The sequence below is a fragment of the Ruegeria denitrificans genome, from assembly GCF_001458295.1.
Classification (GTDB): Bacteria; Pseudomonadota; Alphaproteobacteria; order Rhodobacterales; family Rhodobacteraceae; genus Ruegeria; species Ruegeria denitrificans.
The window spans coordinates 144,581-169,976 of the sequence record NZ_CYUD01000005.1; the positions used below are offsets into that span (position 1 = coordinate 144,581).

The 25,396-nt window shown below is 55.8% G+C and carries 21 protein-coding genes; 10 read left to right on the forward strand and 11 right to left on the reverse strand.

From position 1 onward, the window contains the following. Nucleotides 1-54: 54 nt before the first annotated feature. From RUE5091_RS09140 to RUE5091_RS09155, 4 genes are all read left to right on the forward strand, one after another. On the forward strand, nt 55-873 hold the full coding sequence (locus RUE5091_RS09140) for a SapC family protein (RefSeq protein ID WP_058281599.1): 819 nt from the start codon (nt 55-57) through the stop codon (nt 871-873). Nucleotides 874-967: 94 nt separating this feature from the next. Next, complete coding sequence (locus RUE5091_RS09145) at nt 968-2,224, forward strand: TolC family protein (RefSeq protein WP_058281600.1); 1,257 nt, start codon at nt 968-970, stop codon at nt 2,222-2,224. Beyond that, nucleotides 2,221-4,368: a type I secretion system permease/ATPase gene (locus RUE5091_RS09150; protein ID WP_243470746.1), complete on the forward strand. Its 2,148-nt coding sequence runs from the start codon at nt 2,221-2,223 to the stop codon at nt 4,366-4,368. Before RUE5091_RS09145 ends, RUE5091_RS09150 begins: the two co-directional genes overlap by 4 nt. Further along, complete coding sequence (locus RUE5091_RS09155; RefSeq protein WP_058281602.1) at nt 4,352-5,662, forward strand: HlyD family type I secretion periplasmic adaptor subunit; 1,311 nt, start codon at nt 4,352-4,354, stop codon at nt 5,660-5,662. The genes RUE5091_RS09150 and RUE5091_RS09155 overlap by 17 nt, the downstream gene beginning before the upstream one ends. Before the next feature lie 37 nt (nt 5,663-5,699). On the opposite strand, the gene RUE5091_RS09160 is transcribed toward RUE5091_RS09155, so the two are convergent. The 4 genes from RUE5091_RS09160 to RUE5091_RS09175 all read right to left on the reverse strand — a co-directional run bounded on the left by RUE5091_RS09160 (nt 5,700) and on the right by RUE5091_RS09175 (nt 11,959). Continuing rightward, nucleotides 5,700-7,496: an ABC transporter ATP-binding protein gene (locus RUE5091_RS09160; protein WP_058281603.1), complete on the reverse strand. Its 1,797-nt coding sequence runs from the start codon at nt 7,494-7,496 to the stop codon at nt 5,700-5,702. 269 nt (nt 7,497-7,765) lie between these two features. Continuing rightward, on the reverse strand, nt 7,766-8,467 hold the full coding sequence (locus RUE5091_RS09165) for a response regulator transcription factor (RefSeq protein WP_058281604.1): 702 nt from the start codon (nt 8,465-8,467) through the stop codon (nt 7,766-7,768). Next, entirely contained in the window at nt 8,467-10,368 is a 1,902-nt protein-coding gene (locus RUE5091_RS09170) for a PAS-domain containing protein (RefSeq protein ID WP_058281605.1), read from the reverse strand. Before RUE5091_RS09170 ends, RUE5091_RS09165 begins: the two co-directional genes overlap by 1 nt. Before the next feature lie 58 nt (nt 10,369-10,426). Beyond that, complete coding sequence (locus tag RUE5091_RS09175) at nt 10,427-11,959, reverse strand: alkaline phosphatase family protein (RefSeq protein WP_058281771.1); 1,533 nt, start codon at nt 11,957-11,959, stop codon at nt 10,427-10,429. A 243-nt stretch (nt 11,960-12,202) separates the two neighbouring features. Here RUE5091_RS09175 and RUE5091_RS09180 point away from each other — a divergent pair, with 243 nt between their 5' ends. From RUE5091_RS09180 to RUE5091_RS09195, 4 genes are read left to right on the forward strand one after another with little or no spacing between them, the layout of a single operon-like run. After that, a complete protein-coding gene (locus RUE5091_RS09180) occupies nt 12,203-13,315 on the forward strand; it encodes an ABC transporter permease (protein ID WP_243470747.1) in 1,113 nt (370 codons plus the stop codon). Nucleotide 13,316: 1 nt separating this feature from the next. Next, nucleotides 13,317-14,123 carry an ABC transporter ATP-binding protein gene (locus RUE5091_RS09185; protein ID WP_058281606.1) on the forward strand — a complete coding sequence of 269 codons (807 nt, stop codon included), beginning with the start codon at nt 13,317-13,319 and terminating at the stop codon, nt 14,121-14,123. 14 nt (nt 14,124-14,137) lie between these two features. Next, a complete protein-coding gene (locus RUE5091_RS09190; protein WP_058281607.1) occupies nt 14,138-15,454 on the forward strand; it encodes an MlaD family protein in 1,317 nt (438 codons plus the stop codon). After that, nucleotides 15,451-16,101 (forward strand): ABC-type transport auxiliary lipoprotein family protein, encoded by a 651-nt coding sequence (locus tag RUE5091_RS09195; RefSeq protein ID WP_058281608.1) that lies wholly within the window; start codon nt 15,451-15,453, stop codon nt 16,099-16,101. Before RUE5091_RS09190 ends, RUE5091_RS09195 begins: the two co-directional genes overlap by 4 nt. 46 nt (nt 16,102-16,147) lie before the next feature. On the opposite strand, the gene RUE5091_RS09200 is transcribed toward RUE5091_RS09195, so the two are convergent. From RUE5091_RS09200 to RUE5091_RS09210, 3 genes are read right to left on the reverse strand one after another with little or no spacing between them, the layout of a single operon-like run. Continuing rightward, nucleotides 16,148-18,136 carry a vWA domain-containing protein gene (locus tag RUE5091_RS09200; RefSeq protein ID WP_058281609.1) on the reverse strand — a complete coding sequence of 663 codons (1,989 nt, stop codon included), beginning with the start codon at nt 18,134-18,136 and terminating at the stop codon, nt 16,148-16,150. Further along, nucleotides 18,136-18,672: an RNA polymerase sigma factor gene (locus RUE5091_RS09205; RefSeq protein ID WP_058281773.1), complete on the reverse strand. Its 537-nt coding sequence runs from the start codon at nt 18,670-18,672 to the stop codon at nt 18,136-18,138. The genes RUE5091_RS09200 and RUE5091_RS09205 overlap by 1 nt, the downstream gene beginning before the upstream one ends. Nucleotides 18,673-18,732: 60 nt before the next feature. Further along, on the reverse strand, nt 18,733-20,313 hold the full coding sequence (locus RUE5091_RS09210; RefSeq protein ID WP_058281610.1) for an FMN-binding glutamate synthase family protein: 1,581 nt from the start codon (nt 20,311-20,313) through the stop codon (nt 18,733-18,735). A gap of 198 nt (nt 20,314-20,511) precedes the next feature. Between RUE5091_RS09210 and RUE5091_RS09215 the strand changes: the two genes are divergently transcribed. Continuing rightward, nucleotides 20,512-20,919 carry a fluoride efflux transporter FluC gene (locus tag RUE5091_RS09215; protein ID WP_243470748.1) on the forward strand — a complete coding sequence of 136 codons (408 nt, stop codon included), beginning with the start codon at nt 20,512-20,514 and terminating at the stop codon, nt 20,917-20,919. Continuing rightward, complete coding sequence (locus tag RUE5091_RS09220) at nt 20,916-21,278, forward strand: fluoride efflux transporter FluC (protein WP_058281611.1); 363 nt, start codon at nt 20,916-20,918, stop codon at nt 21,276-21,278. Before RUE5091_RS09215 ends, RUE5091_RS09220 begins: the two co-directional genes overlap by 4 nt. A 90-nt stretch (nt 21,279-21,368) precedes the next feature. Here the strand turns inward: RUE5091_RS09220 and RUE5091_RS09225 are convergent, their stop codons facing one another. The 4 genes from RUE5091_RS09225 to RUE5091_RS09240 are packed head-to-tail and all read right to left on the reverse strand — an operon-like array spanning nt 21,369 to nt 25,348. Beyond that, nucleotides 21,369-21,695, reverse strand: coding sequence for a cytochrome o ubiquinol oxidase subunit IV (locus tag RUE5091_RS09225; protein WP_058281612.1), 327 nt, complete (start codon nt 21,693-21,695; stop codon nt 21,369-21,371). After that, the gene (locus RUE5091_RS09230) at nt 21,688-22,320 is read right to left on the reverse strand and encodes a cytochrome c oxidase subunit 3 (protein ID WP_058281613.1); all 633 of its coding nucleotides are present in this window, start codon (nt 22,318-22,320) and stop codon (nt 21,688-21,690) included. The genes RUE5091_RS09225 and RUE5091_RS09230 overlap by 8 nt, the downstream gene beginning before the upstream one ends. Then, nucleotides 22,317-24,401 carry a cbb3-type cytochrome c oxidase subunit I gene (locus RUE5091_RS09235; protein WP_082643597.1) on the reverse strand — a complete coding sequence of 695 codons (2,085 nt, stop codon included), beginning with the start codon at nt 24,399-24,401 and terminating at the stop codon, nt 22,317-22,319. The genes RUE5091_RS09230 and RUE5091_RS09235 overlap by 4 nt, the downstream gene beginning before the upstream one ends. Next, a complete protein-coding gene (locus RUE5091_RS09240; RefSeq protein ID WP_243470749.1) occupies nt 24,398-25,348 on the reverse strand; it encodes a cytochrome ubiquinol oxidase subunit II in 951 nt (316 codons plus the stop codon). The genes RUE5091_RS09235 and RUE5091_RS09240 overlap by 4 nt, the downstream gene beginning before the upstream one ends. Nucleotides 25,349-25,396: the final 48 nt, after the last annotated feature.

A 25,396-nucleotide genomic window follows, 5' to 3' on the forward strand; every position in this document is an offset into this window, starting at 1 on the left:
CATATTGGCTGCCGCTCTTTTCAAGCGGCAGCTTTTTCATTTCACGGGGCAAGTATGGCACAGAATGGCCAGGTTCCAGTCACCTTCTCCCGACATGGGCACAAGTACTGGACACGTTTCACATCTTACAAATTTGCGGCCAATCACACTGAATGCACAATAGTTCAGCCAGAAGTTCGGCAAGCCGCCGCTAGTTTTCCGATACTGTTCAAGCAATCAGCTTGGGGCTTTGAGCCCGTGGTTTTGTTTTCTGTTTTCCCTTATGCGCCCAACCCTTTCGTATCGCTGGATGGGCGATGGTTGGCGGGGTATGTGCCATCTGAACTGCGCTGTTTCCCTTTTCTGGCAGAACCCGTCAAACAGAACTCAGCAGATCAAACCCCCTTGTATCAATTGAAAGTGGACGAAACATCTGGGCGGTTGAGCAACGATCCAAACCACGAAGCATTTTTCGACGGCACAGACACCCTTTCACCCGCCTTGCGCGAGGTTCAAGCTTTCCTTCAAGCGCGTGCTTCGGCGCAGGAGAAAACAGTAGCACTGTGCAGCATAATCAATGGCCTTGGGTTATTTGAACCCATCGCAACGCATGATGGGGTTGATCTGCCATCCAATATGTTTGGAATATCAGCTCAACGTCTCAAATCTATTTCGGCAGTTGACAAGTTAAAGCTGGTCGAATTCGACGCATTCTTGTTGATCCACGCCCATCAGATTTCCCTTTCGCACTGCGAGTGGTTGGTACGAGCTCAACAACAGCTTGTGCAGCAAAAAACACCAGAAAAATACACGGAAAGTTCAGACATTTCCGGTTTTCTTCACGCAGTGGTCAACGCTCAGAATGACGATTTCCTCGGAACCAGTGAGGTGTGAAACACCTATGCCAATACGTGAACGCAGAATTAAGTTTGCATCCTGTTTCTTGCTTGCTGCACTATCGTCAGCATGCACACAAGCACCCGATCTAGTGGGCGTCGAGACATCACTTTCCCGTGGCTCGGTAGGCGTCGGTGCCAATGTTTCTTCTCCCCAACTGGTACAAAGTGCATTTGGCCAGAAAATTCGCATCGCGATCGAAACCAACCCCGAGCTTGCACAAAGCGCGACACGGCTTGATCTTGCCGCTGCCAATAAGGACGCAGCCGAAGGGGCTTTTTTACCGCAATTGTCCGTCGGCATAAACGCACGGTCCGAACGCATCGACTCGGATATAGCCGACGTCACACCCTATCTGCGAATCTCGCAGCTTGTTTATGATGGTGGTGCCGCATCAAATGACTTGGCCGCCGCAAAAGCCCGCGTGCTTGAGGGCAGAGGTGATCAGCTACAAACGGCCGCCGCCCTCGCGCTTTCGGCAATTGAAGCATATGTAGTCGTTCTCGACAGGCGGGAAATACTGGAAATTTCGGCCCGGAACGTCGGGGTTCACGAACACTTGGTTCGCCAAATCACAGATCGAACCGAACAAGGTGTGGGGTCGAACGCCGACGTTTTGACGGCCCGCTCGCGCATGGCTGATGCGCAAACGCGGTTGGCTGATGCTCGAGCCCGGTTGGATCGTGCGAATGCTCAATTCCGCGAATTCTTCGGCACAGCTCCGAGGGCCTTGCCCCCTCCTGTTGAGGCCCCCAAATTGCCCCGCACCGATACTCAGATTATTATGGACAGCCCTCAGGTTCGGCGGGCGGATGCCGCATTGCTCTCGGCAAAAGCCGAACAAGCCGCTGCTCAAGCACGGCGCCAGCCTGATGTTCACATCGCAGCCTTTGCGGATCGGGATGACAGCAATGATGCAAATTACGGCGTTGACCTGTCTTTCAACTACGAGATCGACAGTACGGGGCAGCGCCGCGCGTCAATCGCCGCCGCTGAGGCGCAAGTCAAAGAAGCTGAATTCACGCGGGAATCTGTGATCCGCGATATCCGTCGAGAGTTGGAGTTTGTCCGCTCGGATCAACAAGCTGGTGCTGTGCGTCTCCAAGCTGCTCGGATTGCGGTACAGGCCAACGCCGAAAGTGTTGCCGCAGCACGAGAGCAGTTCACCATAGGGCGACGCAGCTTGATCGAAATCCTGGACGCTCAAAGAGATTACGTGAACGCGCAGGAAAGGTTGATCCTGGCGGAGCAAAGTTTCTTCTTGACCAACTATGCCGCGCTGAGCCTCACGGGCGACATTCTGGATCTGCTGGGGGTGTCATTGGTCAACTGGAATGAGGGTCTATGACAAAACTATTGCCAATTCCCGGAGATCCAATGCTTACGCCGTTGGAAACATGCCTTTTACATGTCGCGGCCCAACTGGATCGGCCGATGACAGTTGCTACCCTGCATGCCGCTCAATCGGGTCCTTCCGGGGAACTTACGCTTCGCAACGCAATCGAGGTTGTGCAAAGAGCTGGACTGCAAGCCGGATATGGCAAACGCAAATTACGAGACTTCGACGCCAATCTGACACCCGCCCTTTTGCTTTTGGAAAATGACAAAGCCGTTGTTTATCACGGTCGCTCGCCCGACGGACAGCTTTTGGTCTTCGATCCCGACCTCGGTAATGGAATCGGCGAAGTTTCCGAGGGCAAGTTGCGGCGCAATTACACCGGTTACGCCATTTTGTTCCGCCGCGACCATCGCGAAGAGGTTTCAACCGGCGCCCCATCGTATTCCGGACATTGGTTCTGGTCTGCAATGGCTGCGAATCGGTGGTCCTATATTCAGGTGATCCTGGCGGCGGCGCTCGCCAATTTACTTGGTCTGTCGACCTCTATCTTTATTATGGTGGTCTATGATCGGGTTCTGCCGAACGAAGCAACAGAATCCCTGATTGCCCTGACCGTAGGTGTTGGACTCGCGCTGGGGTTCGATTTCATCTTAAAACTCTTGCGCGCCGGGTTCATCGATCACGCAGGTCAAAAGGCTGACATGTTGATGGGTCGGCGCGTGTTTGATCAAGTTCTGACCATCCGGATGAAATCTCGTACCGGCTCGACCGGGGCCATGGCCAGCACTATTCGCGAGTTCGAAACCCTGCGCGAATTCTTTACCTCGGCCACATTGGTTGCGCTGGTAGATCTGCCTTTTATCGCCCTGTTCGTTTTTGTCATCCATCTGGTCGGTGGTCCGTTGGCGCTGATCCCAGCTCTTGCGGTTCCAATCGTTTTGTTGACCGGACTTGCGGTGCAACCGATATTGGCACGCCTTGCAGAAAAAAGCTTCTCGGACGGGCAATCCAAGCAGTCTGTTCTGGTGGAAACGGTTTCTGGCCTTGAGACCATCAAAACAACTGCAGCGGGCCGGCAAATGCGTACCCGCTGGGAAAATGCGATTGAACGGCAATCATCTCATGGGGCACGAAGCCGCACGGTAACACAATTTGCTCTTAATCTGACAGGATTCACCCAACAGGCTGCACAGGTTTTGATCGTCTTTTATGGTGTTTTCCTGATCACGGACGGCCAGGCCAGCATGGGCGCGCTGGTTGCTTCGGTCATGCTGACAGGGCGTGCTTTGGCCCCGTTGGGACAACTCGCCCAGACATTGACACGCGTCAATCAGGCGCGAAGCGCCTACCGAAGTCTAAATGCCCTGATGCAGGCCGAAAGCGAACGGCCACAAGGGCGTAGCTGGGTCAGCCGCAACGGATTCGAAGGCCGCATTCAGTTCAAAGATGTACATTTTTCCTATCCCGACCAAACCCAAGACACTTTGGCTGGCGTGTCATTTACAATTGAACCGGGCGAGAAAGTTGCGATCTTGGGGCCAATTGGCTCTGGTAAAAGTACGGTGGCCCGCCTGTTGCTTGGGCTGTACGAGCCGCGCTCGGGGGCGGTTCTGTTAGATGGGGCTGATATCCGTCAGATTGATCCTGGCGATTTACGTAGAAATGTCGGGTCGGTGCTGCAAGATATTTGGCTGTTTTCGGGAACCGTGCGTGAAAACATAAACAGCGGTGCTATCAGACCGCGGGATCAGGATTTAATCCATGCAGGTAAAGTAGCCGGAGTCGAAGATTTTATTGCACATTCCCCCAACGGATATGACCTGCAACTGGCCGAGCGGGGTGAAGGCCTGTCCGGTGGTCAGCGACAAGCCATTGCATTGGCAAGAGCGCTGATTGGTCGACCTCCGGTTTTGTTGCTGGATGAACCCACCAGCGCGATGGATGTCAAAACCGAGGCCGAAGTAATCCGTCGTCTCAAGCAGGGGACGCAGGACACAACAATGGTGATAGTCACGCATCGCACAAGCCTGTTGGAATTGGTCGATCGGGTCATCGTGATCGAGGACGGGCGCATCGGCACGGACGGGCCGAAAAGCCTGCTTACCGAACATGCCCGCAAAGCACGGAGGCATCTGAATGTCGCGGCATCCTGAACTTGCCACATTGGCGCGTGAAATGCGCGGGCGTTCGCCAATACGCGGATCTCTGTTGTTACTGGTGATCGCGTCCTGCCTGATTGCACTGGGTCTGTGGGCGCATTTGGCGGAATTGGATGATGTGACGCGCGTTGATGGCCGGATTGTACCTTCGGCCGACATTCAGGTGATTGAGGCCACCGAGCCTGGTGTTTTGCAATCATTGAAAATACGCGAAGGACAAGTGGTGGAAAAAGGCGCGCTGCTGATGGAGTTCGAAACCACCCAAATCGACAGTCAGCTAGGTCAGGAACAACAGCGCGCATTCGGCCTAATGGCGCGCACCCAGCGATTGCAGGCGGAAATAGACGGGACTGAGCTGCAGTTTTCGCCGAATCTGATCAAAGGCGCCCCCGAGGTCGTACGTTCGGAAACTGCGTTGTATCAAGGGCGCCAATCCGAGTTGTTGGCTGAAATCGCAATTCTCGAACGGCAGCGACAGCAACGGCAGCAGGAATATGAGGAAGGCCTAGTTGACCGTGTCACCGCCGATCAGACGCTCAGATTGCTGGCAGAAGAGCGCGCAATGATGCAGCCGTTGGTCGAAAAGCAAATGGAACCTGCAACAACGCTTTTGACGCTCCGCCGAGGTGAGGCAGAATGGGAGGGTCGTCGGACGCGGGCCGTGGCCGCGACCAACCGGTTGAAAACAGGGTTGGATGAAATAGACGACCGAATTCGTGCAACCCACAGCCGGTTTCGCAGCGCTGCCCTGACCGATCTGGCATTGGCAACCACGGAACTGGCGGCATTGAAGCCTGTCTTGCCTGCGCTGCGCAATCGGGCTGACCGGGCGCAGGTTAGGTCTCCAGTTCGGGGAATTGTGAACCGGGTGCATCGCAGCACCATCGGGGGATTGGCGCGCAGCGGCGAAGAACTGCTAGAGATCGTTCCTTTGAACGACACCTTGCTTGTCGAAGCGTATGTCCGACCGGAAGACATTGCTTTTCTACATTCCGGTCAAACCGTCAAGGTCAAGATCACAGCTTATGACTTCGCCCGCTACGGGGCCTTGAGTGGCCAGATTACACGCATCGGCGCAGACACAATCACGCGGTCCGAACGCAATGACGAAGAGGTTTTCGTCGTTGAGATTGAAACCAGCAACTCAATGCTGGACGCCGATGGTTTGGCCGTAGAAATCATCCCCGGTATGATCGCCGAGGTCGACATTCTGTCTGGACGAAAAACAGTTTTGGAATACCTGCTGCAACCTGTTGTCAAAGTCAAAGACAGGGCGCTAAGGGAATAAAAGCTGGTTAGGCGACACCCGATCAACAGACTCAGTTTTAGACCGGATCTTGTGAAACGGACCGCCCTTCCGACACGGGTTGTTTAAACTGCTGATCAAACAATTGCCGAAACATACCGTCCTTTTCGATCAGCGTATCCAGGTTGCCTTCTTCAATAACCTGGCCTTCCTGAATGACGATGATCTTATCCGCTTCGAGCACGGTCGACAGCCTATGGGCAATAACAATTGTCGTGACATTCTCGGTAAGCTTGTCCAATGCCGTTTTCACAAGAGTCTCAGATTCTGAATCAAGCGCACTGGTGGCTTCATCCAGCAACAGGATTTCAGATTTGCGCAAAATCGCGCGGGCGATGGCCAATCTTTGCTTTTGTCCGCCAGACAAAAATGCACCATTCTCACCTACCGGCGTGTCGTACCCACGCGTCGTTTTACTGATAAATTCATGTGCATGGGCAGCACGCGCAGCCTCTTTCACATCTTCATCAGTGGCATCGGGACGCGCAAACCTGAGGTTATCCATGATTGAAGCTGAAAACAGAAACGTTTCCTGACCAACATAAGATATCTTTTGGCGCAGCGAGGCAAAACTGGCACTTTGCAAGTCCTGCCCATCAATTTCGACTGTTCCACTATCCGGATCATAAAACCGCATGATCAAACCGAAGATCGTAGACTTACCGCCACCGGATTGGCCGACCAATGCTGTTGTTTTTCCCGCCTCAAACGTCACATTCATATCTGATATGACATTTGCATTTCCCTTATAGCCAAAACTCAGATCCTTAAGGCGGATTTCACCTGGACCAGCAACCAACGGTTTCGCATCAGGGCTTTCCCGCATCGGTTCTTCTTCGTCGAGCAATTCAAACATCATGCCGATCGGCACCAATGCCGTTTCGATGACCACACGCATCTTCGACAAACGTTTTGCAGGCTCATAAGCCATCAACAACGCAGTAATAAAGGACATCAACTGGCCTGCGGTAGTCGGAGCGCTTCCTGCGATCCCTATGGTGCTGATCACCAAAACGCCGGCGATAGCCAGCCCCGCCAGAAATTCCATCAGGGGGCTGGCGACGGCTTGCAGTTTCGAAATCGAATTCGCCCGTTTTTCAACTGATTTGATCGCCCCGTTCATACGGCCAGCCATGTGATCTTCAAGGGCAAAGACCTTGATGATCGTAATCCCGCCGGACGTTTCCTGCAGTACTTTGATGATTTCGGACAGCGCCGCCATCTCGGATCGCATGATCGAGCGAACACGTTTGAGCAGGAAACGCACGCTCACCAATGCAACCGGACCAACGACAAAGAACAGCACCGAAAGCAAGGGTTGCTGGTAGACCATTACGAAAACCAGGCCGATCAACGTCAGCAAGTCGCGCACAAAGCTGGTTACAACAACATTGACCAACCGCTTTGCTGCCTGAGCCCCTTGCGTGACGCGCAGCAACAGGCTCGAGGATTCGTTTCTTGAAAAAAATCCGACACCACGCTTGATCAGCTTGGCATAAAGGCGCTCTTGCTGAATAGCGATGATACGGTTCCCGGCCCGTGCCAGGAACACCGCCTGTACATATGACGCGGCCGCCTTGCCGAAAAACAGAGCAATCACAGCGCCAGCAACCAAATATACCTGGGATCGCATCTCAGGTTCGGTCATCGTGTTGACAATGTTCTCCATCATCCAGGCAGTACCGGCTGTGGTCGCGGCGACCACAACCATGGCAATCATCGAAATTCCATACAGCCAACCTTGACTGCGCAGGCTTTCGCCCAGCAAACGGCCTATGTGACCAGATTGCCATTTCGCCCAGGTTTTTTTGATCATTCTACTCTCCAAAACCTTTGGCTGTTCCGATACCCGGCAGCCTCATGGTCTCATCCCGCATTGAACTGGCAACCGCAGAACGGGATGATGTTAGTTATTCGCGACCACATCAAGAATCCATAGCCCACGTGCAGATATAAAAGCGATGTTTCTCGACCGACATCAGGCCCAGAATTTTCCCTTAACCTTTGTCTAGCGATATGGTTTTGCTAAATTATTCACAACCATGAACATTAAATTTTCCTATCTTTAGGCTATTGATAGGCGTTTTATCGCCACTCAACATCCCCCAAAAAAATATAACCTGCCCCATAGATGGTCTTGATCAGCCGCGGGTTCTTGGGATCTTCGCCCAGTTTTGTTCGCAGACGCGAGATGCGAACATCCATCGCTCGGTCAAAACTGTCGCCTGCGGCACCGCCCAGTGCCTCTTGCATCTGGGACCGGCTGATCAGCCGTTTTGGACTGTCCAAAAACAACCGCAAAACCTCACCCTCTGCGTGGCTGAAAGGGGTTTCGGCACCGCTGCCGTCGACCAGCACGTAACGGTCGAAATGCGCGGTCCATCCGTTGAAACCGGCCACGTCCGACTGCGAGGTCTGTTGTCGTGGGGACCGCAACCTGGCCCGGATACGGGCCACAACCTCGGCCGGGTCAAAAGGCTTGGTGATATAGTCATCCGCACCAAGCTCAAGCCCTGTCACTCGGTCCTGCACTTGCGCACGGCCCGAGATGATGATCACCGCCGCCCCCTGTTCCAGTGCCAGTCGGTGCACAAGCGCCAATCCGTCTGTATCTGGCAGAGACAGGTCAACCAAACACACGTCCGGCGTCACGCGCTTCAGTGCTGCCTCGAACTCCCGCGCGCGGGCAAAACTTTGGGTGCGGAACCCAGCCTCTTCCAGCGCGTCGGTCAGAACACGCCGGATTTCGGGCTCATCGTCAACAATGGTGACCAGCGGTTGCGTCATCAGGCGGCCTCGGTTCGGATCAGGGCGGACAGTTGCGCCCGCGTAAACGGTTTTCTCAGGACCGGCGCCAGAGTCAGCGCCTGGCGGTGCAGCGGATCGGAATAAGGTAATGAAGTCATCAGAATACACGTCAGTCCTGGTTTCAACTGCGCCAGAAGATCAAGCCCCGTCCCCTGCCCTTCCAGGCGAATGTCTGACAGCACCATTGCGATGTCGTCAATATCCGCCGTCAAGGCCAACGCTTCGGCGACCGATGTCGCCTCGATCACCGAACAGCCAAGATCTACCAGCATATCCCGGAACTGTCCGCGCAGATCATCATTGTCTTCGACAAGCAGAACAAGACCATCCTGTACCGGCGGAGCAGGACGACAAGGCAGACGCATAGCCACCGCAGCGCCTGACGGTGTATTGCGCAGGTTCAGGTCCCCTCCTGCTAGCTTCACCGTATCATAAACCATCGGCAGGCCCAGCCCCGACCCTTTGCTGCCCTTGGTCGTAAAGAAAGGATTCAGAGCCTTTTCCAAACCTTCCTCGGAAAAACCCGGCCCGGTGTCCGTGACCGCAATCTCAATCCAAATCTCACCTATCTTATGCGCACTGATCGTCACCTGACCAAACCCGCCACAGGCATCCCGCGCGTTCAGAACAAGGTTCAACAGCGCGTCCTGCACCATCCCCGGGTCCAGCATCAACGCCTCGTCCGGCAAAGTGTTGACCACCGACAATCCCACGCCACGCGGCAAGGATGGAGAGGCGAGGACCCGCAAGTCTTCTATCAGACCGCGCATATCCGTTGCCTTGGGTTGGAACGTTCGGTTACCGGTCATATCCGCGATCCGGTTCAACAATTGCCCGCCCCGACGTGCAGTTTGCTGCGTGGCAGCCACCAACTCGCGCGCATCTGCGGGCAAATCCATCTTATCTAGCCGAGACTGCATGCCTAGAATAATCGTCAGCAGGTTCGAAAAATCATGCGCCAGCCCGCTGGTCATCTGTGCAGCCATGGCCCGGCGCCGTGTCTGTTGTAGGGCCACACGTGCCTGAGTTTCCTCGGTGATATCGACAGACATCACATAGACACCACCCTCGCCATCTGGCGAGAATGACACTCGGATACGGCGGGAATCCTGATCTTCGGTAAACTCGAACACCGAAGTGTTACCGCCATAGGCTTTAAGCAAGAAAGGTTCCACACGAGTAAAGGCCGTAGCACCCAACGCGTCTGAGATATGCATATCCAGAATTTCAGACGGACGGCCCGGCATGACCGAGCTGAGCCTCCGGTTGGAGTAGTCATACCTCCCGTCCGGGCCAAGATGGGCGATATGAGCTGGCATCATCTCAGTCGTCATGCGCGTGCGGGCTTCGATTTCGGTCAGCTGGCGCTTGGCTTCTTCCAGTGCGGCGTTGGTCGCGGCGAGTTTACGGTTGGTGGCCGAAAGCTCTTCGGCCCGGTCCAGCAATTGACCCGACAGCTCTTCGGAGCGGGCGCGCAGTAATGCCTCGGCCTGTTTGGTGTCGGTGATATCGGTATAGACAGACACCCAACCGCCTTTGGGCAAGGGCGCGCCTTCGACCGAAATCACACGCCCGTTGGCGCGGACGCGCTCCATATAATGGGGCTCAAACGTCAGGGCCTGCTGCACCCGCTGATCAACCGCGTCATCAACATCATCGACAGCGCCATATTCACCCTGTGTAACCAGAAAGCGGATCGTATCGGCGAACAGGGCACCGGGCTGCACCAGTTCATCCGGCAGATCGAACATGTCCTGAAAACGCCGGTTACTGACCACCAGCCGCAACTGGCTGTCATAGATCGACAGGGCCTGACCGATCAGGTTCAGACCCGCGCTGGTCATCGACTTTATCTGTTGCTCGTTTATGTCCAAATTCATCCTCTCCGCGAACCATGCGTAGCATCGGTTTCGTCACAGGTGTAGAGGACAGATTGGATCAGTACCGAGGTTTGGATTTTGCCCCATCCGAGGTGATGGAATGCAACGACAGCGTGTGGTCCATGTTTCGCATCCGATGCCGCAGCATCTGCCGCCCCAGGCGCGCAAGATCCGCCGCGTAATCGGGATTGCTAGCAACGTCCTCTAACTCGCCCTTACCGTCGTGATCAAACAACAGTGGTGGCAGGTCTGCCGCGAATTCGACCAGAGTAAACCTGTCGTCACGTAGAACACCCAGGCACGAGTCGCTGTTGCCCGTCCCCAGTTGTCGCTGCCACAGCGTAGGGCTTTCCGGTTCCGAGAAATCCAGTTCACTGCAGGAGTACTTACGCCAGTCCTCGGGCACACCACCACGCAGCAGCGGCAACAGGGACCGACCATCCATCGCATTCGGAACCGGCTGACCAACCCATTCAAGGATCGTTGGGGTGATATCGATGGACTCGGTCGGCGCGGACACCACCTTGCCAGCCTGCGCTTCATTCCCCGGCAGCCGGATCATCAGCGGCGTATGATAGGCCGCGTCATAGACCGTCATCTTGCCCCAGCTGTGACGATCACCCAGCATTTCGCCGTGATCGGCGGTGATTATCAGCAGCGTATCGTCGTATTGACCGCTGTCTTTCAGGAACTGAACAACACGGCCAATATGGTGATCCACTTCTGTTGCCAGCCCCAGATAGACCGAGCGCAGCGTCTGAATATTCTCGACCGTGGGGTCAACATGATCGAACCCCAGTACGAAATCCGCCGCCGTCTGCTTATCCATCGTCGGGCCAAAGAAAGGATGCATCGCCCGTTCTTCGGAGGCATCTTCAAGACCCTCAGGCGGGGGCAATGACGCTGGATCGTACATCCTGTTATACGGCTCCGGCGCTACCAGCGGTGGGTGTGGCCGGATGTAAGTCAGGTGGGCAAACCAGTTCTGATCCTGGAGTGGGGCGAGACTGTTCAGGAATGTGTCAGTCAGAAACGCGGTATCGCTGTCCTCGGCCCGGTACAGGGCCGGGTCATTCAGACGCGGCGCGCCTCCGGTCGGTGATACCGGCTTGTGGACGTCCCAATAGTCGTCAAAGCAGTACCCCTTCTGCATCAGGTGGGATCGCCACGGGTAGGATTCCTCTAACCGCATCTCGACGATTTCATCAAACCCGGCCATCGGATTTTCATAAGATTTGAGAACCGGGTCACCAGCATCATGCACGCGCGGATCGGCTGAGGTGTCGGTGTAGCCAAACAACATAGGCAGATAGCCGGCCTTACGCATCTCGGTCGCGATATTTGGCGTATCATGCCTTAGCGGAGTACCGTTGCGGACCGAACGATGATTCATCGCATACTGCCCGGTCAGGATCGAGGCCCTTGAGGGCCCACAGGGATTGGTCACCGAGAAGTGGCGGTCGAACGTCACGGCCTCATCCATGAACGCCCGCAAATTCGGTAGATCGACGTGGCCCGCAAGGGCACCGTTCAGGCAATCCGCCCGCAACTGATCAATGATGATGAACAGGACATTTCCCGCGTGCTTCATGACACTTACCTTGATTCCAACGAGGCGTTTCCGCTGCGGACTTTGACTTGGTTCTGTGGTCTCGGCAAGCCGATGATCATACCGATATTGTACAGGCTTGTTGACGGCTGACACGCTTGGCTGTCATCTGTCGGACCTAAATTGTCACACCCCTGCTATGGTGCGGCGGCAAATCTACCTACCGCACAAAAATCCGTTGCAGAACAACATGGTTTCACATCACATACGCCCATGACGCAGCCCATGATACATTCGGACAAGGACGCCAACGGCGTCTGTCTGCGTATTTCAGGTGAATTGCTGACCAAATCTTTGGCCTCTGTTGAACAGGCTTTTGCTGCCGTGCAACCACAGGGCGGTGACATCACATTTGACCTGTCTCAGGTCGAAGCGCTGGACACCGGCGGTGCATGGCTGATTGCCGACCTGGCCCGGCGAAACCGGGCCGTGGGCGCCCAGGTCCGGTTCGAAGGACTAAGCCCGGCCCAGTCCGCCCTGCTCGATACTGTCGCCAAAAATATACCTGACGATCCGGGCATCGAAGCCGTGCACCGCAGTTTTATCGACTGGGTCGCCAGCGTTGGTCAGCGTACCGCAGGGGCCTGGAAAGATACCCTTTCGGTTCTAGGATTTCTGGGCCTGACTCTGCATCGGCTGGCCCGCACCATCGTCAAGCCGTGGCGGCTGCGCCAAGCAGCACTAGTGTCCCAGATGGAGGAAACGGGTTTCAGGGCCATTCCGATTGTTGCCCTGATGGGTTTTTTGATCGGCGTTGTGCTGGCCTTTCAGGGTGCCACCCAGCTGAAACAATTCGGGGCCGAGATCTTCGTGGTCGAACTGATCTCGATCTCGGTGCTCCGCGAGTTGGGAATCCTGCTGACGGCCATCATTGTTGCGGGCCGATCAGGATCGGCATTCACCGCGTCTATCGGCTCGATGAAAGTACAGGAAGAGATCGACGCCATGCGCACTCTGGGTCTGGACCCGATCGAGGTGCTGGTGATCCCGCGCGTCGTGGCGTTGCTGATCATGTTGCCGATCCTGGGTTTCATTGCGGATATGGCCGCCTTGATCGGTGGTGGGCTGATGAGCTGGATTGATCTTGGCATCAGCCCCGGCATGTTCGTAACCCGGTTGAAGGAAAGCACGGGTATTTGGCACTTTGCCATCGGCATGATCAAAGCCCCGTTCTTTGCGGTGGTCATCGGCGTCATCGCCTGCTGGCAAGCAATGCAGGTCAAAGGATCAGCCCAAAGCGTCGGCCAAAGAACAACGGCCTCGGTGGTGCAGTCGATCTTTATGGTGATTGCACTGGATGCGCTGTTCTCGATCTTCTTCTCGGTGCTGGAGGTCTGACATGGACGGTTCCGTGCTTGAGAAGACCTCAGAAACCGGCGCTCAGCGCGAGGCGGTGATCCGCGTGCGCAACCTGACCAACCAGTTCGGGTCGCAGGTGGTGCATCAGAACCTCAATCTGGATGTCTGGCGCGGCGAGGTGTTGGGCATCGTTGGCGGGTCGGGTACCGGCAAGTCAGTCTTGCTGCGCACGATTGTGGGGCTGAACACGCCGGCCGCGGGCAGTATCGAGGTTCTGGGCGTCGATGTCTTGAACGGCCCCGAGCAGGAACGCCGACGCATTGAACGGCATTGGGGCGTGGCCTTTCAGGATGGCGCTTTGTTTTCATCGCTGACCGTTTTGCAGAACGTGATGGCCCCGCTACGCGAGCATACCGGCCTAAGCGAAAAGCTGATGTGCGCCCTTGGAAACCTGAAAATCAGTCTGGTCGGGCTTCCGGCGCTAAGCTGCGGCAAGTTTCCATCTGAATTGTCCGGTGGGATGCGCAAGCGCGCAGCCTTGGCCCGCGCATTGTCACTGGACCCCGAAATCGTGTTCCTGGACGAACCCACCGCCGGATTGGACCCGATCGGGGCCGCCGCCTATGACGAATTGATCGGCGAATTGCAACACGCACTGGGGTTAACCGTCTTCATGGTCACGCATGATCTCGATAGCCTGTACGCCATTTGCGATCGTGTCGCAGTTCTGGCCGAAAAACGCGTTCTGGTTGAAGGACCGATTGAAGAAATGACCAAAGTCGACCATCCTTGGGTGCAGGAATACTTCACCGGCCCCCGGGCGCGCGCGGCGCAAGAGAAGGGGTAGGACAGGTAGAGACCATGGAAACCCGAGCGAACTATATCCTGATTGGCGCCTTCACCCTTGCGGGTATCCTTGGCGCATTCGGCTTTTTCCTTTGGCTGGCGAAATTCGAGGTGTCACGGCAATACGCCTATTACGATGTGCTGTTCGATAATGTGTCGGGGTTGTCCGCCGCCGGCGGCGTCAGTTACAACGGTCTACCTGTCGGTCAGGTCATTTCACTAAATTTGGACGAGAACGATCCGTCCAAGGTACGAGTCCGGTTAGAGGTCGACGCAGACATTCCCGTCACCGAGGATACAATTGCCCAGTTGCAATCTCTTGGTGTTACAGGTGTCAGTTACGTGGAACTGACCGGAGGATCCGCCAGCGGCAAACGGTTGCCACAGGACAGCGTAATCAAAAGCAAACGCAGCGCCATCCAATCGCTGTTTGAAGGTGCCCCAAAGGTGCTGGATGAGGCCGTCACCCTGCTGGAAAACCTCAATGCCGTAGTCGATGACAAGAACCGCAAATACGTCAGCGACATTCTCGACAATCTTGCATCCGCTTCGGGCAAGTTAGAAAAAACGCTTTCGGATTTCGAAAATCTGTCGACGGATCTTGGCGGTGCCGCCAAAAAGCTGGGCGACTTTACGGATCGACTGGATCAGTTGGCCGATACGGCCCAAACGACCCTGACGACCGGAACAGATACGCTGAAAAGCGTGAAAACCGCATCTGAATCCGCGACGGCGACTTTGGACGGCGCCAAGGTCACAATCGAAACAGCGGATCGCTTAATTCAGGAAGATATCAGGCCCTTCATCGAACGCGCTACGAACCTGGCCGAGAATCTGAACGGTCTGACAAGCGAGGCCGAAGTCTCGTTGGCGACCATCACCGAGACATTTTTGAACGCAAATAAAACGCTGGGGTCAATCACGGGAGCCATGGACACGGCAAAAGGCACGCTGACCTCGGCAGAACGTGCCTTTGACTCGGCCAACAAAGTCATTACAGAAGACGTCGGCACGGTTATGAACGACATCCGCACAGCCGCAAATGAGGTGTCCGCGACAGTGAAGAACGTCACCCAACGTCTGGACGACATATCGGCCGATATCCTCAGCGCATCGCAATCCGCCTCGGAACTGCTGGGAACCATCGACGGTATTGTCCAGGACAACCGCCGTCAGCTGTCCGATTTCCTGCGGGTCGGTCTGCCGCAATTCACCCGCTTTATCGAGGAATCGCAACGACTGGTCATCAGCCTGGATCGTCTGGTGGACAAGGTCGAACGGGATCCCGCGCGTTTCCTTCTTGGAACCCAAGCATCGGAGTTTCGCCAATGATCAGGCATTTTCTTGTGGTTCTCGCCCTGATGTCGCTTGGGGGATGCGCGGGGCTGGGAACGCTCAGGCAGGCGTCCAAGCCTAATGATTTGTACTTGTTGACCCCGAAAAGCACGTTTTCGTCCTCGTTACCGCGCATTCAAAAACAGGTCGTGGTGCAGGAACCGACCGCCACCGCAGCCGTCAACACTGATCAGATTGCGATTCAACCTACACCGCTGCAGGTTCAGTATCTGCCACGGGCGCGCTGGGTGGACCGCGCCCCGCTGATCGTTCAGGCGTTGTTGGTGGAAAGTTATGAAAACAGCGGCAAGGTGGCTGCCGTTGGTCGATCGACTGTGGGGCTGCGCGCGGACTATGTCATCGTTCCGGACTTGCGGGAATTTCAAGGCCTTGTGATCGCCGAGGATGACGGATCGTCAACCGTACGGGTCGAAGTCCGCATGAACATCAAGATCATCGACGAATTCGAAGACAAGATCATCGCGTCAGATTCCTTCCGGGAATATGTGGTCGCCGCCAGCGATAAAACCCCTGATCTGGTCCGAGCGTTTGATGATGCGCTAGGCAAGACCATGCGGGATGCGGTGGAATGGAGTGTGCGCAGGATCAACACCCACGCCGCGAACAATTCTGATCGGTTTTAGGGTAGGAAAACGGGCGCCTTCAATATTCAGCGCCCGCATACAAGTGTCATTGGGAAAGTGTCTGGGCCAAACGCATCAAAGTGATGGCTTCGGCGCGGTATCCGAACGGATCTTCGCCCTTTGCCCCATTGGCAAGTGCAATTGCATCCGCATAGGACCACGAGCTCAGGTATTCTCCGCCTCGCAGCAATTGCCCAAGTCCCGCGATGGCGTATGAGAATTGTACATCTTCGGTCACGCGCCCCTGTCCCTGCAGGATCGGCTGCTCGATCAGCTGGCTTTCTACAGCGCCCGGAGTTTTGTACCGCAGTTTGAAATACCCGATCTCGTCTGAATCATCTGACACGGTCTGTTCCGCATAGCGCAAAGGGCCATTACGAATGGCATCCGATCCCACAGGCGTCACTTCGTAAATCGCTGTCACAGTGTGACCCGCACCGATATCGCCCGCGTCTACCTTATCGTTGGAGAAATCCTCGCGCCGCAAAGCGCGGGTTTCATACCCGATCAGGCGGTATTCCGCGATCTGCACAGGGTTGAATTCGACCTGTATCTTGACGTCATTTGCAATCGGAAACAGCGCGCCGGTCAGCTGATCGACCAGAACTTTGCGCGCCTCGCTCAGAGTGTCGATATAAGCTGCCTGTCCGTTTCCATTCTGCGCCAGCGCCTGCATCGTCGCGTCATCCAGATTGCCCCTGCCAAATCCCAGAACACTTAGGAACGTGCCACTGTCCCGTTTTCGGGCGATGAAATCCTTCAGGGCGTTGGGATCAGACAGCCCAACGTTGAAGTCACCATCGGTGGCCAGGATGACCCGAGTAACCTCTCCGTCCGCTGCCATCCCTTCGGCCACTTGATAAGCCTGTTGCAACCCGGCCTGCCCGGCGGTCGAGCCACCGGCCTCCAACTGGTCCAGAGCATTCAGAATCTTGGTCCGTTCGGACGCCGTCGTCGGCTCCAACACCTGACCGGCGCTGCCCGCATAAGTGACGATCGACACCTGATCCTCGGGCCGCAGCTCCGACAGCATCAGGCGAAAGGACTGTTTCAGCAAGGGCAACTTATCGGCATTCTGCATCGAACCTGACGTGTCGATCAGAAAGACAAGGTTCAGCGGCGGGCGATCCTCGATCTGGGGCAACGCACCCTGAATGCCAATATGAACCAGCTGCGTACCCTCGTTCCAAGGTGTCGGGGTCACCGCAATCGTTGGGCGGAACGGCAAATCGCCTTCGGGCGCGGGATAGCTGTAAGGGAAGTAATTCACCATCTCTTCCACACGAACCGCGTCTTTTGGCGGCAACTGACCGCGCATCAGTGAGGACCGGACAATCGAATACGATGCTGTGTCGACATCAATTGAAAATGTCGACACGGGGTCTTCGGCCGTAACCTTCAGCGGGTTGGTATCGGAATTAGCATAAGCTTCGGTATTCTGCTCAGGGGCAAAACCCACCTGGCCCTGAATATCAACGGGGGCTACGGATTCGGCGGCACCATAGAGCGCGCCGCTGGTGGTCGCAGTGCGCTTACTGTTCTGGGCATCCAAGCCACCGGACCTTACAGTCGGTTGAAGCACCGGGGCGGGTGCGATTTCTTCTTCGACCACAACCGGGGCTTCGACAACTGGCTCTTCAAGGGTTCCATCAAACAAACCTGCCGACAAATTGGCACCGTCATCGGCTTCCGTCGTGTCGATCTGTGGTAAGTTCGCCCGGCTTTCTGTCCACGAGGTCGGGTTCACCACATACTCCCGTGTCTGCGGTACGATCATGACCAGTGCCACAGCGGCAATTGCGGTTGTCGCGGTCAGGGCACCACGGGTTGAGAGGGCATTCAACATGGATTTCGCTCCTTCTGTCAGGCGGGCTGCTGAGCCGCGCTTAACAGTCGGACGCATGGCGGGGCGCGATCCTTGGACGTGAGCAAAATTTTTCTGCGCCTGTTCCAGATTTTCCGTCCGACGCTGCGCATCCGGCGCGGGCGTGGCGGCGTTCATCAAGGTTTTGAAATCATCAAGATCGTCTGTCATTAAGCCAGCTCCTCTTGCCGCAAGGCACGCAGGCGTTTGCGGATGTCCGACATGCGCCAGGACACTGTGCCTTCGGACACACCGAGAACTTCAGCCGCCTGGGCATGGGTCATCTCGTCCTCAAGCGTCAGGGCCAAGGTGTCCTGCAATTCTTGCGGCAACGCGCACATGGCCCGCTGTAGCCAATCAACGGCTTCGGCTGTCTCCGCAGCTTCGGCCCGGCGCATTTGCTCGACATCGCCCCACCCCACCGCAGCACGGCTATGGCTGGCCTGACGTCGGCGCGCATCTTCGGCAGCGTTGACGACAACCCGGTAAAGCCAGGTGGTGAATTTGGCCTGCGCTCTAAATCCAGAAATCTTGGCCGGCATGGCGGCACAGATATCCTGCGTCAGATCCTCGGCCTGATCACCGCGCCCGCACAACCGAAAGGCCAAACGGAAAATCCGATCGTAATGCCGCGCCAAAAGGGCCGCGAACGCATCCGCGTCCCCTTTTGCGGCAGCTTTGGCCAGATCCTCGTCCGATGTTGTCATACGCATCACGATGAGTAAGACGGACCGGAAAGGTCAATCCTTGGCGACGGATCGAAAAAATTAAAAATGATTAGCCGAGGCCATTTTCCAATCCGCTGCAAAAACTTCGGGGGGCGTATCGGCCAGCAAGGCACCTTCATCAATCAGAGTGTACATTTCGGCATAAGATCTTTCATGTTCATCTGCGTTGCGGCAGCGGATATCGCTTGGGTGCAGCTCAGATACTTTTTCCTTGCCCATAGCACCCAAAAGCTCGCGAAAGCTTTCCAGCGTCGCGTCATGAAAGCGGTGCACGCGAACCCGCTTTTGCGGTACGTTCACCGCGCGACCCCGGATCGGATCCTGTGTGGCCACACCTGACGGGCAACGGTTCGTATTGCAATGCAACGCCTGGATGCAGCCCACTGCAAACATCATCGCCCGCGCGGCGTTGCACATATCGGCACCCAGTGCAAATTTCTCGACCATATCATAGCCCGTGGCTACCTTGCCCGAGCAGATGATCCGTATCTTGTCACGCAGACCTGCACCACGCAGGCAATTATTGACGAAGATCAACGCCTCGTTCAGTGGCATGCCAAGACGGTTGGTGAATTCGACCGGGGCGGCGCCTGTGCCGCCTTCGGCACCATCAATGGTGATAAAGTCGGGCAGTATGCCTGTTTCCAACATTGCTTTGCAGAGCGCCATAAACTCGGAGGGGCGGCCAATGCAAAGCTTGAACCCGACAGGTTTACCACCAGACATTTCACGCAGGTGTTGCACGAAATGCATCAGACCTGTTGGGCCGTCAAAGGCCGAGTGGGTAGGCGGGGATATGACGTCCTGATGCTCGGGTACATGGCGGATTTCGGCAATTTCCTTATCCACCTTGGCCGCAGGCAGCACCCCACCATGGGACGGTTTTGCGCCCTGTGACAGTTTGATTTCAATCGCTTTAACCACATCCTTTTGGGCTTTTTCAGCAAATTTATCCTTGTCGAAGGTACCTTCCATCGTGCGGCATCCAAAGTAACCGGTGCCGATCTGCCAGATGATATCGCCCCCTTCGGCCAGATGGTGCGGAGAAAGACCACCCTCGCCCGTATTATGTGCAAAGCCACCATCCTTAGCACCGCCGTTCAATGCCCGGATCGCATTGGCGCTAAGCGCGCCGAAACTCATGGCGGATACGTTCAGGCGTGACGCATTATACGGCTTGGTGCATTGCGGTCCGCCCAGCATCACACGTCCTTCACTTTCGTCCACCTCTTTGGGCGCAAGCGAATGATTGGCACGATGATAGCCAACCTTCATGACGTCATACTGCGTCCCAAAGGCCTGCGTATCCAGCTGCCCCTTGGCGCGAGCATAGACCAGGCTGCGAATGATGCGGTTATAGGGACGCCCGCTTTCGTTGGTCTCGACGAAATACTGACGGATTTCCGGGCTGACGAATTCCAGCATGTAGCGGAAATGCCCCAGAACTGGATAATTGTTCAGCACATTATGCTTTGTAGTCAGCATGTCATACAGGCCAACCAAAGCGTATGGGATCAGGATGATCAGCAACCAATGCGCCGGTGCCCAAAAAAACCCTAACAGCAAAGACAGCGGCAAACACACATAGCTGAGGAAGTAATAGAGTCTGCGTACAATCATTTCGTGCTCTCCCAAGGTGTTGCCAAACCGACTGGTGGCAACCGTGGATCAAATCGACGTTTGATTGCAAGTATTTGTACCCAAACTCACGAGATCGAGCAGGTTTGTGACGAGCGCTGTGTCCTTGGTTACAGTTGATCCCCTCAGCGCCAGTAGGTATGCCAAAAACAAAGATCCAACTGGGCAGGAAAACAGGCTGTGACACAAACCCGACCCACCGTCCGGACCACGGCCATTATGTTCGTTGCCGTATTCGTAGGGGGTGCCGCGGGCTCGTTACTGCGCGAGGTGTTCTCGGCCCAGATCCCCGGTATTCCGATTGTGACTGCCACGTTCGGAATCAATGTTGTGGCCTGTTTTATACTCGGCTGGCTCTATTCGGTACGACATCGTGTACATGCCCATGTGTTGCATCTGGGTGCGGTTGGATTCTGCGGAGGGCTGTCCACGTTTTCCTCATTTGTAGCTGAACTGGAGCGCATGGCTGCAGCTCATTTTTGGGGCGCGATCTCGGCCGCGGCTTTGGAGATCGCCGTCGGTCTTGCAGCCGCCATTCTGGGCGAAGCCATCGGACGGCAGCTTCACAAACAAAAGTCGATGAAATGACCGAGCTGTACCTGCATGCCATGTTTGGACTGGGTGGTGGCCTGGGTGCTGTATTGCGTCATTGGATCGCCTTGCAGGTCCGTCACGACTTACCGCTGGCAACACTGATTGTGAATGTGGTAGGCAGCCTGCTTCTGGGCCTGTGGATTGGTTATTTGGGCGGCCCAATCGATTTGGGCGAGGAAGAAAGACGGCTGGTTTTTGGATTCTGCGGCGGGTTCACCACCTTCTCAAGTTTTGCCTATCAGTCACTGGAACTGCGGCGACAACGCACAATTGCGCTGGCCGCCGGGAACATCCTGCTTAGCCTGATACTATGCTGGCTGGCTCTGTTGTTGGGGCTTTTTCTAACACGCTAAGGCGCAGGATACGCGGCTCAGGTAACGTTTTCCCAGAATTGGCAAACCAGAATGGCCAGGAACAAGATCAGCTCAACCCGATGTAAGTTCCTACATTGGATAAGTATGCATTCGTACCGCCAGATTGCCCATGATCCAGACCGTTCCAAGGATGATGATCAGCAGGACTAGCGTGGAAAACAGGATCAGATCCAGGTCTTCACGGCTGCTGCGGCGGCGGTCGATATGCAGAAAATAGACCAGTTGCACAATCAGTTGTGCCAGCCCGAGCAGCGCAATTGAAAGATAAACCCCTTTGGTTTCGATGCCGTATTTATAGGCTATCGTGAAAACTGCCCCGGTCAGCAAAAGCGAACCGCCATAACCGATGACGTAACGCCGACGCTCGCGCCTGTGCATCTCGCTGCGCTTATCCATAGGTCAGCCCTCCGAAATAAACGATGGTGATGATTCCGATCCAGATCAGATCGAGGAAATGCCAGAATAATGCCAACCGCACCACGCGCGACATCAGCAGATCGGTTAGGCCAAACATCCGAAGTTGAATGCCCAGTACGATCAACCAAACGCAGCCGGCCGCAACGTGTAACCCGTGCAACGGCACCAACCCATAAAAAGCTGAAAGGAATCCGCTGCGTTGGGGAATCCCGCCCTGTTCAGCCATGGCCATGAAATCACGGATTTCCAGAACCAGAAAACAGAGCCCTAGTACCAGCGTCACGCAGAACCAGAACACAATCCTCCAACGGGGCAAGTTGTACTTCAAGGCCAACATCGCCAGCCCTACGGTCAGGCTGCTGGTCAGTAGGATCAAAGTCTGTGCGAAGATGCTGTACAGGTCGAACAACTCATGCGGGCCGGGTCCTCCGGCCTGCGCGTCGATCATGGTGATGTAGATGGCGAACATCAGGCCGAAATAGACCAGATCGCTCATCAAAAAGACCCAGAATCCGAATGTGACAACTTCGGCAGCCTGGTCCGCACTGGCATGTCGTCGCCCGAGGTTTAGCCCCGGATAGCTATGTGTCGGCGCACGCTTCATGTCACCGCCTCTAGATCTGGGCGGGCAAGTCCGCGGTTTTCCGGAGCAATTTCATGATCACGATCCACCGGCGTTGCGCTGCGTACCAGATCCAACCAGGCTTCGTGCTGTTTGCGAACCTCTTCGGCGGGGATGACCTGTTCTGTATCCAGCCGGAAGGTCCACAGGATAAAGGACAGCAACATCAACGCAGTTACCAATACGGCCAGCCACCAGATCCACCAGACCAGTGCGAACATCCAGACCCCGCTGAGCACGCATAGAGTGAACCCGATCCCGGTGTTGCGCGGCATCGAAATATCCTCGTATTCCTCCGGCGTCGGATAGGCCTCACCCCGTTCTTTGGCGGCAGCAAAGTTATCCCGATCCGTCACCCGTGGGATGACAGCAAAATTGTAGGGAGGCGGTGGCGACGGGATCGACCATTCCAGCGTGCGCGCATCCCATGGATCGCCGACCGGGACGCGGGTTTTTTCGCGGTCGCGGATACTGACCCACAATTGGACGATCACTGACAAAAGCGCCGACAGGATCACCAACGCACCGATAACAGCGACGATCATATAAGGGTGAAAACTGGGGTCCTCCCAACTGAACGACCGGCGCGGCATCCCCATCAGCCCAACAAAATAAAGCGGCAGGAAGGTCAGCATGAACCCGACCGTCCACAGCGCCACCGTGATACGGCCCCAATATTCGTTCAGCCGGAACCCAAATGCTTTAGGGAACCAGTAATTATATCCGGCCAGCAGACCGAACAGCACACCCGGCAGCAGAACATTGTGGAAATGGGCCACGAGGAACAGGGTGTTATGCACCTGATAGTCGACCGTCGGATTCGCTAGGATCACACCCGACAACCCGCCAATCACGAACAGCATCAAGAAGGACAGGCCGTACAGCATCGGCACCGAAAACCGGATACGGCCCCGGTACAAGGTTGCCATCCAGTCATAGGCCTTAACCCCGGTTGGAATGGCAATCAGCATAGTAGCGATACCGAACACCGCATTGATCAACGCGCTTTGGCCCATGGTAAAGAAATGGTGTAGCCAGACGGTGAAGGACAACACCGCGATGCACATCGTGGCAATCACCAATGAGTTGTAGCCATAAAGCCGCTTGGCCGAGAAGGTAGCAAAAACCTCGGAATAGATGCCATAGGCGGGCAGCACCAGCAGATAGACCTCGGGGTGGCCGAACAGCCAGAACAGGTTGGCATAGTTCATCATGTTGCCGCCAAGGTCGTTGGTGAAAAAGTGGAAATCCAGATACCGATCCGCCGCCAGCATCAGCGCGGCCACACCTAGCGGCGGCATGGCGAAGATGATCAGGATCGAGCTGCTGATGATCGTCCAGCAATACATCGGCAGCCGCATGAATTTCATCCCTGGCGCGCGCAGCTTATAGATCGTGACGGCAAAGTTGATCCCCGTTAGCGTGGTTCCGATACCCGATACAACAATGGCCCAGATCCAGTAATCCGGCCCCACGCCGGGGTTAAATGCGGCACCGGTATAGGGTGGATAGGCGGTCCACCCCCCAGTCGAGAAATTGCCCACCACCAGCGACACCATCAGCATCATTCCCGCCGAGACGGTCAGGCCCAAGCTAATCTGGTTCATCACCGGAAAGGCCACATCCCGCGCACCGATCATCAGCGGGATCAGGTAATTCGCGATCCCGAAGACAAAGGGCACGGCGACAAAGAACACCATGATCGTGCCGTGGGTACTGAACAGTTCGGCGAAATGTTCGGCTGCAAGAAACCCGTCACCCGGCCCGACAGCCTGTTGAGCGCGCATGACCACGCCCTCAAGCACGCCTCGCGCCAACATGACGATGGCAAAGACGATATACATGATGCCGATTTTCTTGTGATCGGCACTGGTTAGCCAGTCGCGCCACAATGGGCCCCACAGACGAAACCATGTCAGCGATCCGACCACAACGATGACGCCAATGATCACTATGGCTGCCGCTGAGTTGGCCACGATCTCATTCGCGTTAGGATTTTGGATCAAACCCGTGATCGGGAAAGCATCCCAATTGAGGCGGCCAAAGAATCCAGTGTCGGTCATTGCACGCCCTCTTGCCCGAATTCAGCGGTTCCCGGTTGTTGATCAGGTGGCAGCGGTTGCCCGCCATGATAACGATGCAGAATAGACTGGAACAGATCGCCCTCCCCCAGCGTGAAATACAACGCATTGAGCGGCATCAGCGGCGTGCCCAATGTCGCCTGCACCTCATCACGATCCGTGCGCATGGCCAATGTTCGGTAGGTGTCATCAGTCAGTGGGATGCCGTTGGTGCGGACGCTTTCAACCCAAGCCTCAAAATCTTTGGATTGCATCGCCTGGGTCAGAAATTTTTGCTTAGTAAATCCCCGCCCATTATACTGCGTGTTTTCGCCCTGCATCGTTTCGGGCGTGTCAGCCACCAGATGCAGCTGGGTCGTCATACCGGGCATAGCATAAATCTGCCCCGCTAATGCCGGGATCATAAAGGACTGCATCACCGTATCCGTCGTCAGCGTCATCGCCACTTGCTGTTTGACCGGAATACCCAGCTCTCCAACAGTTGCGATACCAAGGTCTGGGTAGATGAACAGCCATTTCCAGTCGAGGCCAACGACCTGCACGTTCAGCGCAGGCGTCTCGCCGAACGGGGCCGCATAAGGGTCAAGCCAGTGAGTGGCTTTCCACAGGTAAAAGGACAGCAGCGCCACGATCACGACCGGCACGCCCCACATGGCAAATTCCAGCTTGGCCGAGAAATCCCATTTTGGCCGATACTCAGCGGCGCTGCCCTTGCGCCGCCGGTACCGCAAGGCAATCAGCGGCACCAATACCAAAACAGGCAACACGGCTATCATGATCAGAACGGTTGCCCGCAACAAATGGGTTTTCTGAACTGCAGCAATAGGGCCTTGTGGGTCCATGAAACTGTTGCTTGCCCATGTCATCTGTGCCGAGGCCGCCACAACCGCGATCACCAGTGCCATTGCTGAAGGTTTGAGTAAGGCCACGCCAGATCGTCCTCTTGAGCCTTCGTTTCGGCCAACTATCGGCAGAGT

Bases quoted from the DNA above. Each gene is read 5' to 3' on its own strand.
- RUE5091_RS09170 (WP_058281605.1), bottom strand. From the start codon at position 10,368: ATGAATTTGGACATAAACGAGCAACAGATAAAGTCGATGACCAGCGCG.
- RUE5091_RS09175 (WP_058281771.1), bottom strand. From the start codon at position 11,959: ATGAAGCACGCGGGAAATGTCCTGTTCATCATCATTGATCAGTTGCGG.
- RUE5091_RS09200 (WP_058281609.1), bottom strand. From the start codon at position 18,136: ATGACAGACGATCTTGATGATTTCAAAACCTTGATGAACGCCGCCACG.
- RUE5091_RS09150 (WP_243470746.1), top strand. From the start codon at position 2,221: ATGACAAAACTATTGCCAATTCCCGGAGATCCAATGCTTACGCCGTTG.
- RUE5091_RS09230 (WP_058281613.1), bottom strand. From the start codon at position 22,320: ATGAAGCGTGCGCCGACACATAGCTATCCGGGGCTAAACCTCGGGCGA.
- RUE5091_RS09155 (WP_058281602.1), top strand. From the start codon at position 4,352: ATGTCGCGGCATCCTGAACTTGCCACATTGGCGCGTGAAATGCGCGGG.
- RUE5091_RS09210 (WP_058281610.1), bottom strand. From the start codon at position 20,313: ATGATTGTACGCAGACTCTATTACTTCCTCAGCTATGTGTGTTTGCCG.
- RUE5091_RS09180 (WP_243470747.1), top strand. From the start codon at position 12,203: ATGATACATTCGGACAAGGACGCCAACGGCGTCTGTCTGCGTATTTCA.
- RUE5091_RS09165 (WP_058281604.1), bottom strand. From the start codon at position 8,467: ATGACGCAACCGCTGGTCACCATTGTTGACGATGAGCCCGAAATCCGG.
- RUE5091_RS09195 (WP_058281608.1), top strand. From the start codon at position 15,451: ATGATCAGGCATTTTCTTGTGGTTCTCGCCCTGATGTCGCTTGGGGGA.
- RUE5091_RS09160 (WP_058281603.1), bottom strand. From the start codon at position 7,496: ATGATCAAAAAAACCTGGGCGAAATGGCAATCTGGTCACATAGGCCGT.
- RUE5091_RS09225 (WP_058281612.1), bottom strand. From the start codon at position 21,695: ATGGATAAGCGCAGCGAGATGCACAGGCGCGAGCGTCGGCGTTACGTC.
- RUE5091_RS09190 (WP_058281607.1), top strand. From the start codon at position 14,138: ATGGAAACCCGAGCGAACTATATCCTGATTGGCGCCTTCACCCTTGCG.
- RUE5091_RS09220 (WP_058281611.1), top strand. From the start codon at position 20,916: ATGACCGAGCTGTACCTGCATGCCATGTTTGGACTGGGTGGTGGCCTG.
- RUE5091_RS09205 (WP_058281773.1), bottom strand. From the start codon at position 18,672: ATGACAACATCGGACGAGGATCTGGCCAAAGCTGCCGCAAAAGGGGAC.
- RUE5091_RS09140 (WP_058281599.1), top strand. From the start codon at position 55: ATGGCACAGAATGGCCAGGTTCCAGTCACCTTCTCCCGACATGGGCAC.
- RUE5091_RS09185 (WP_058281606.1), top strand. From the start codon at position 13,317: ATGGACGGTTCCGTGCTTGAGAAGACCTCAGAAACCGGCGCTCAGCGC.
- RUE5091_RS09235 (WP_082643597.1), bottom strand. From the start codon at position 24,401: ATGACCGACACTGGATTCTTTGGCCGCCTCAATTGGGATGCTTTCCCG.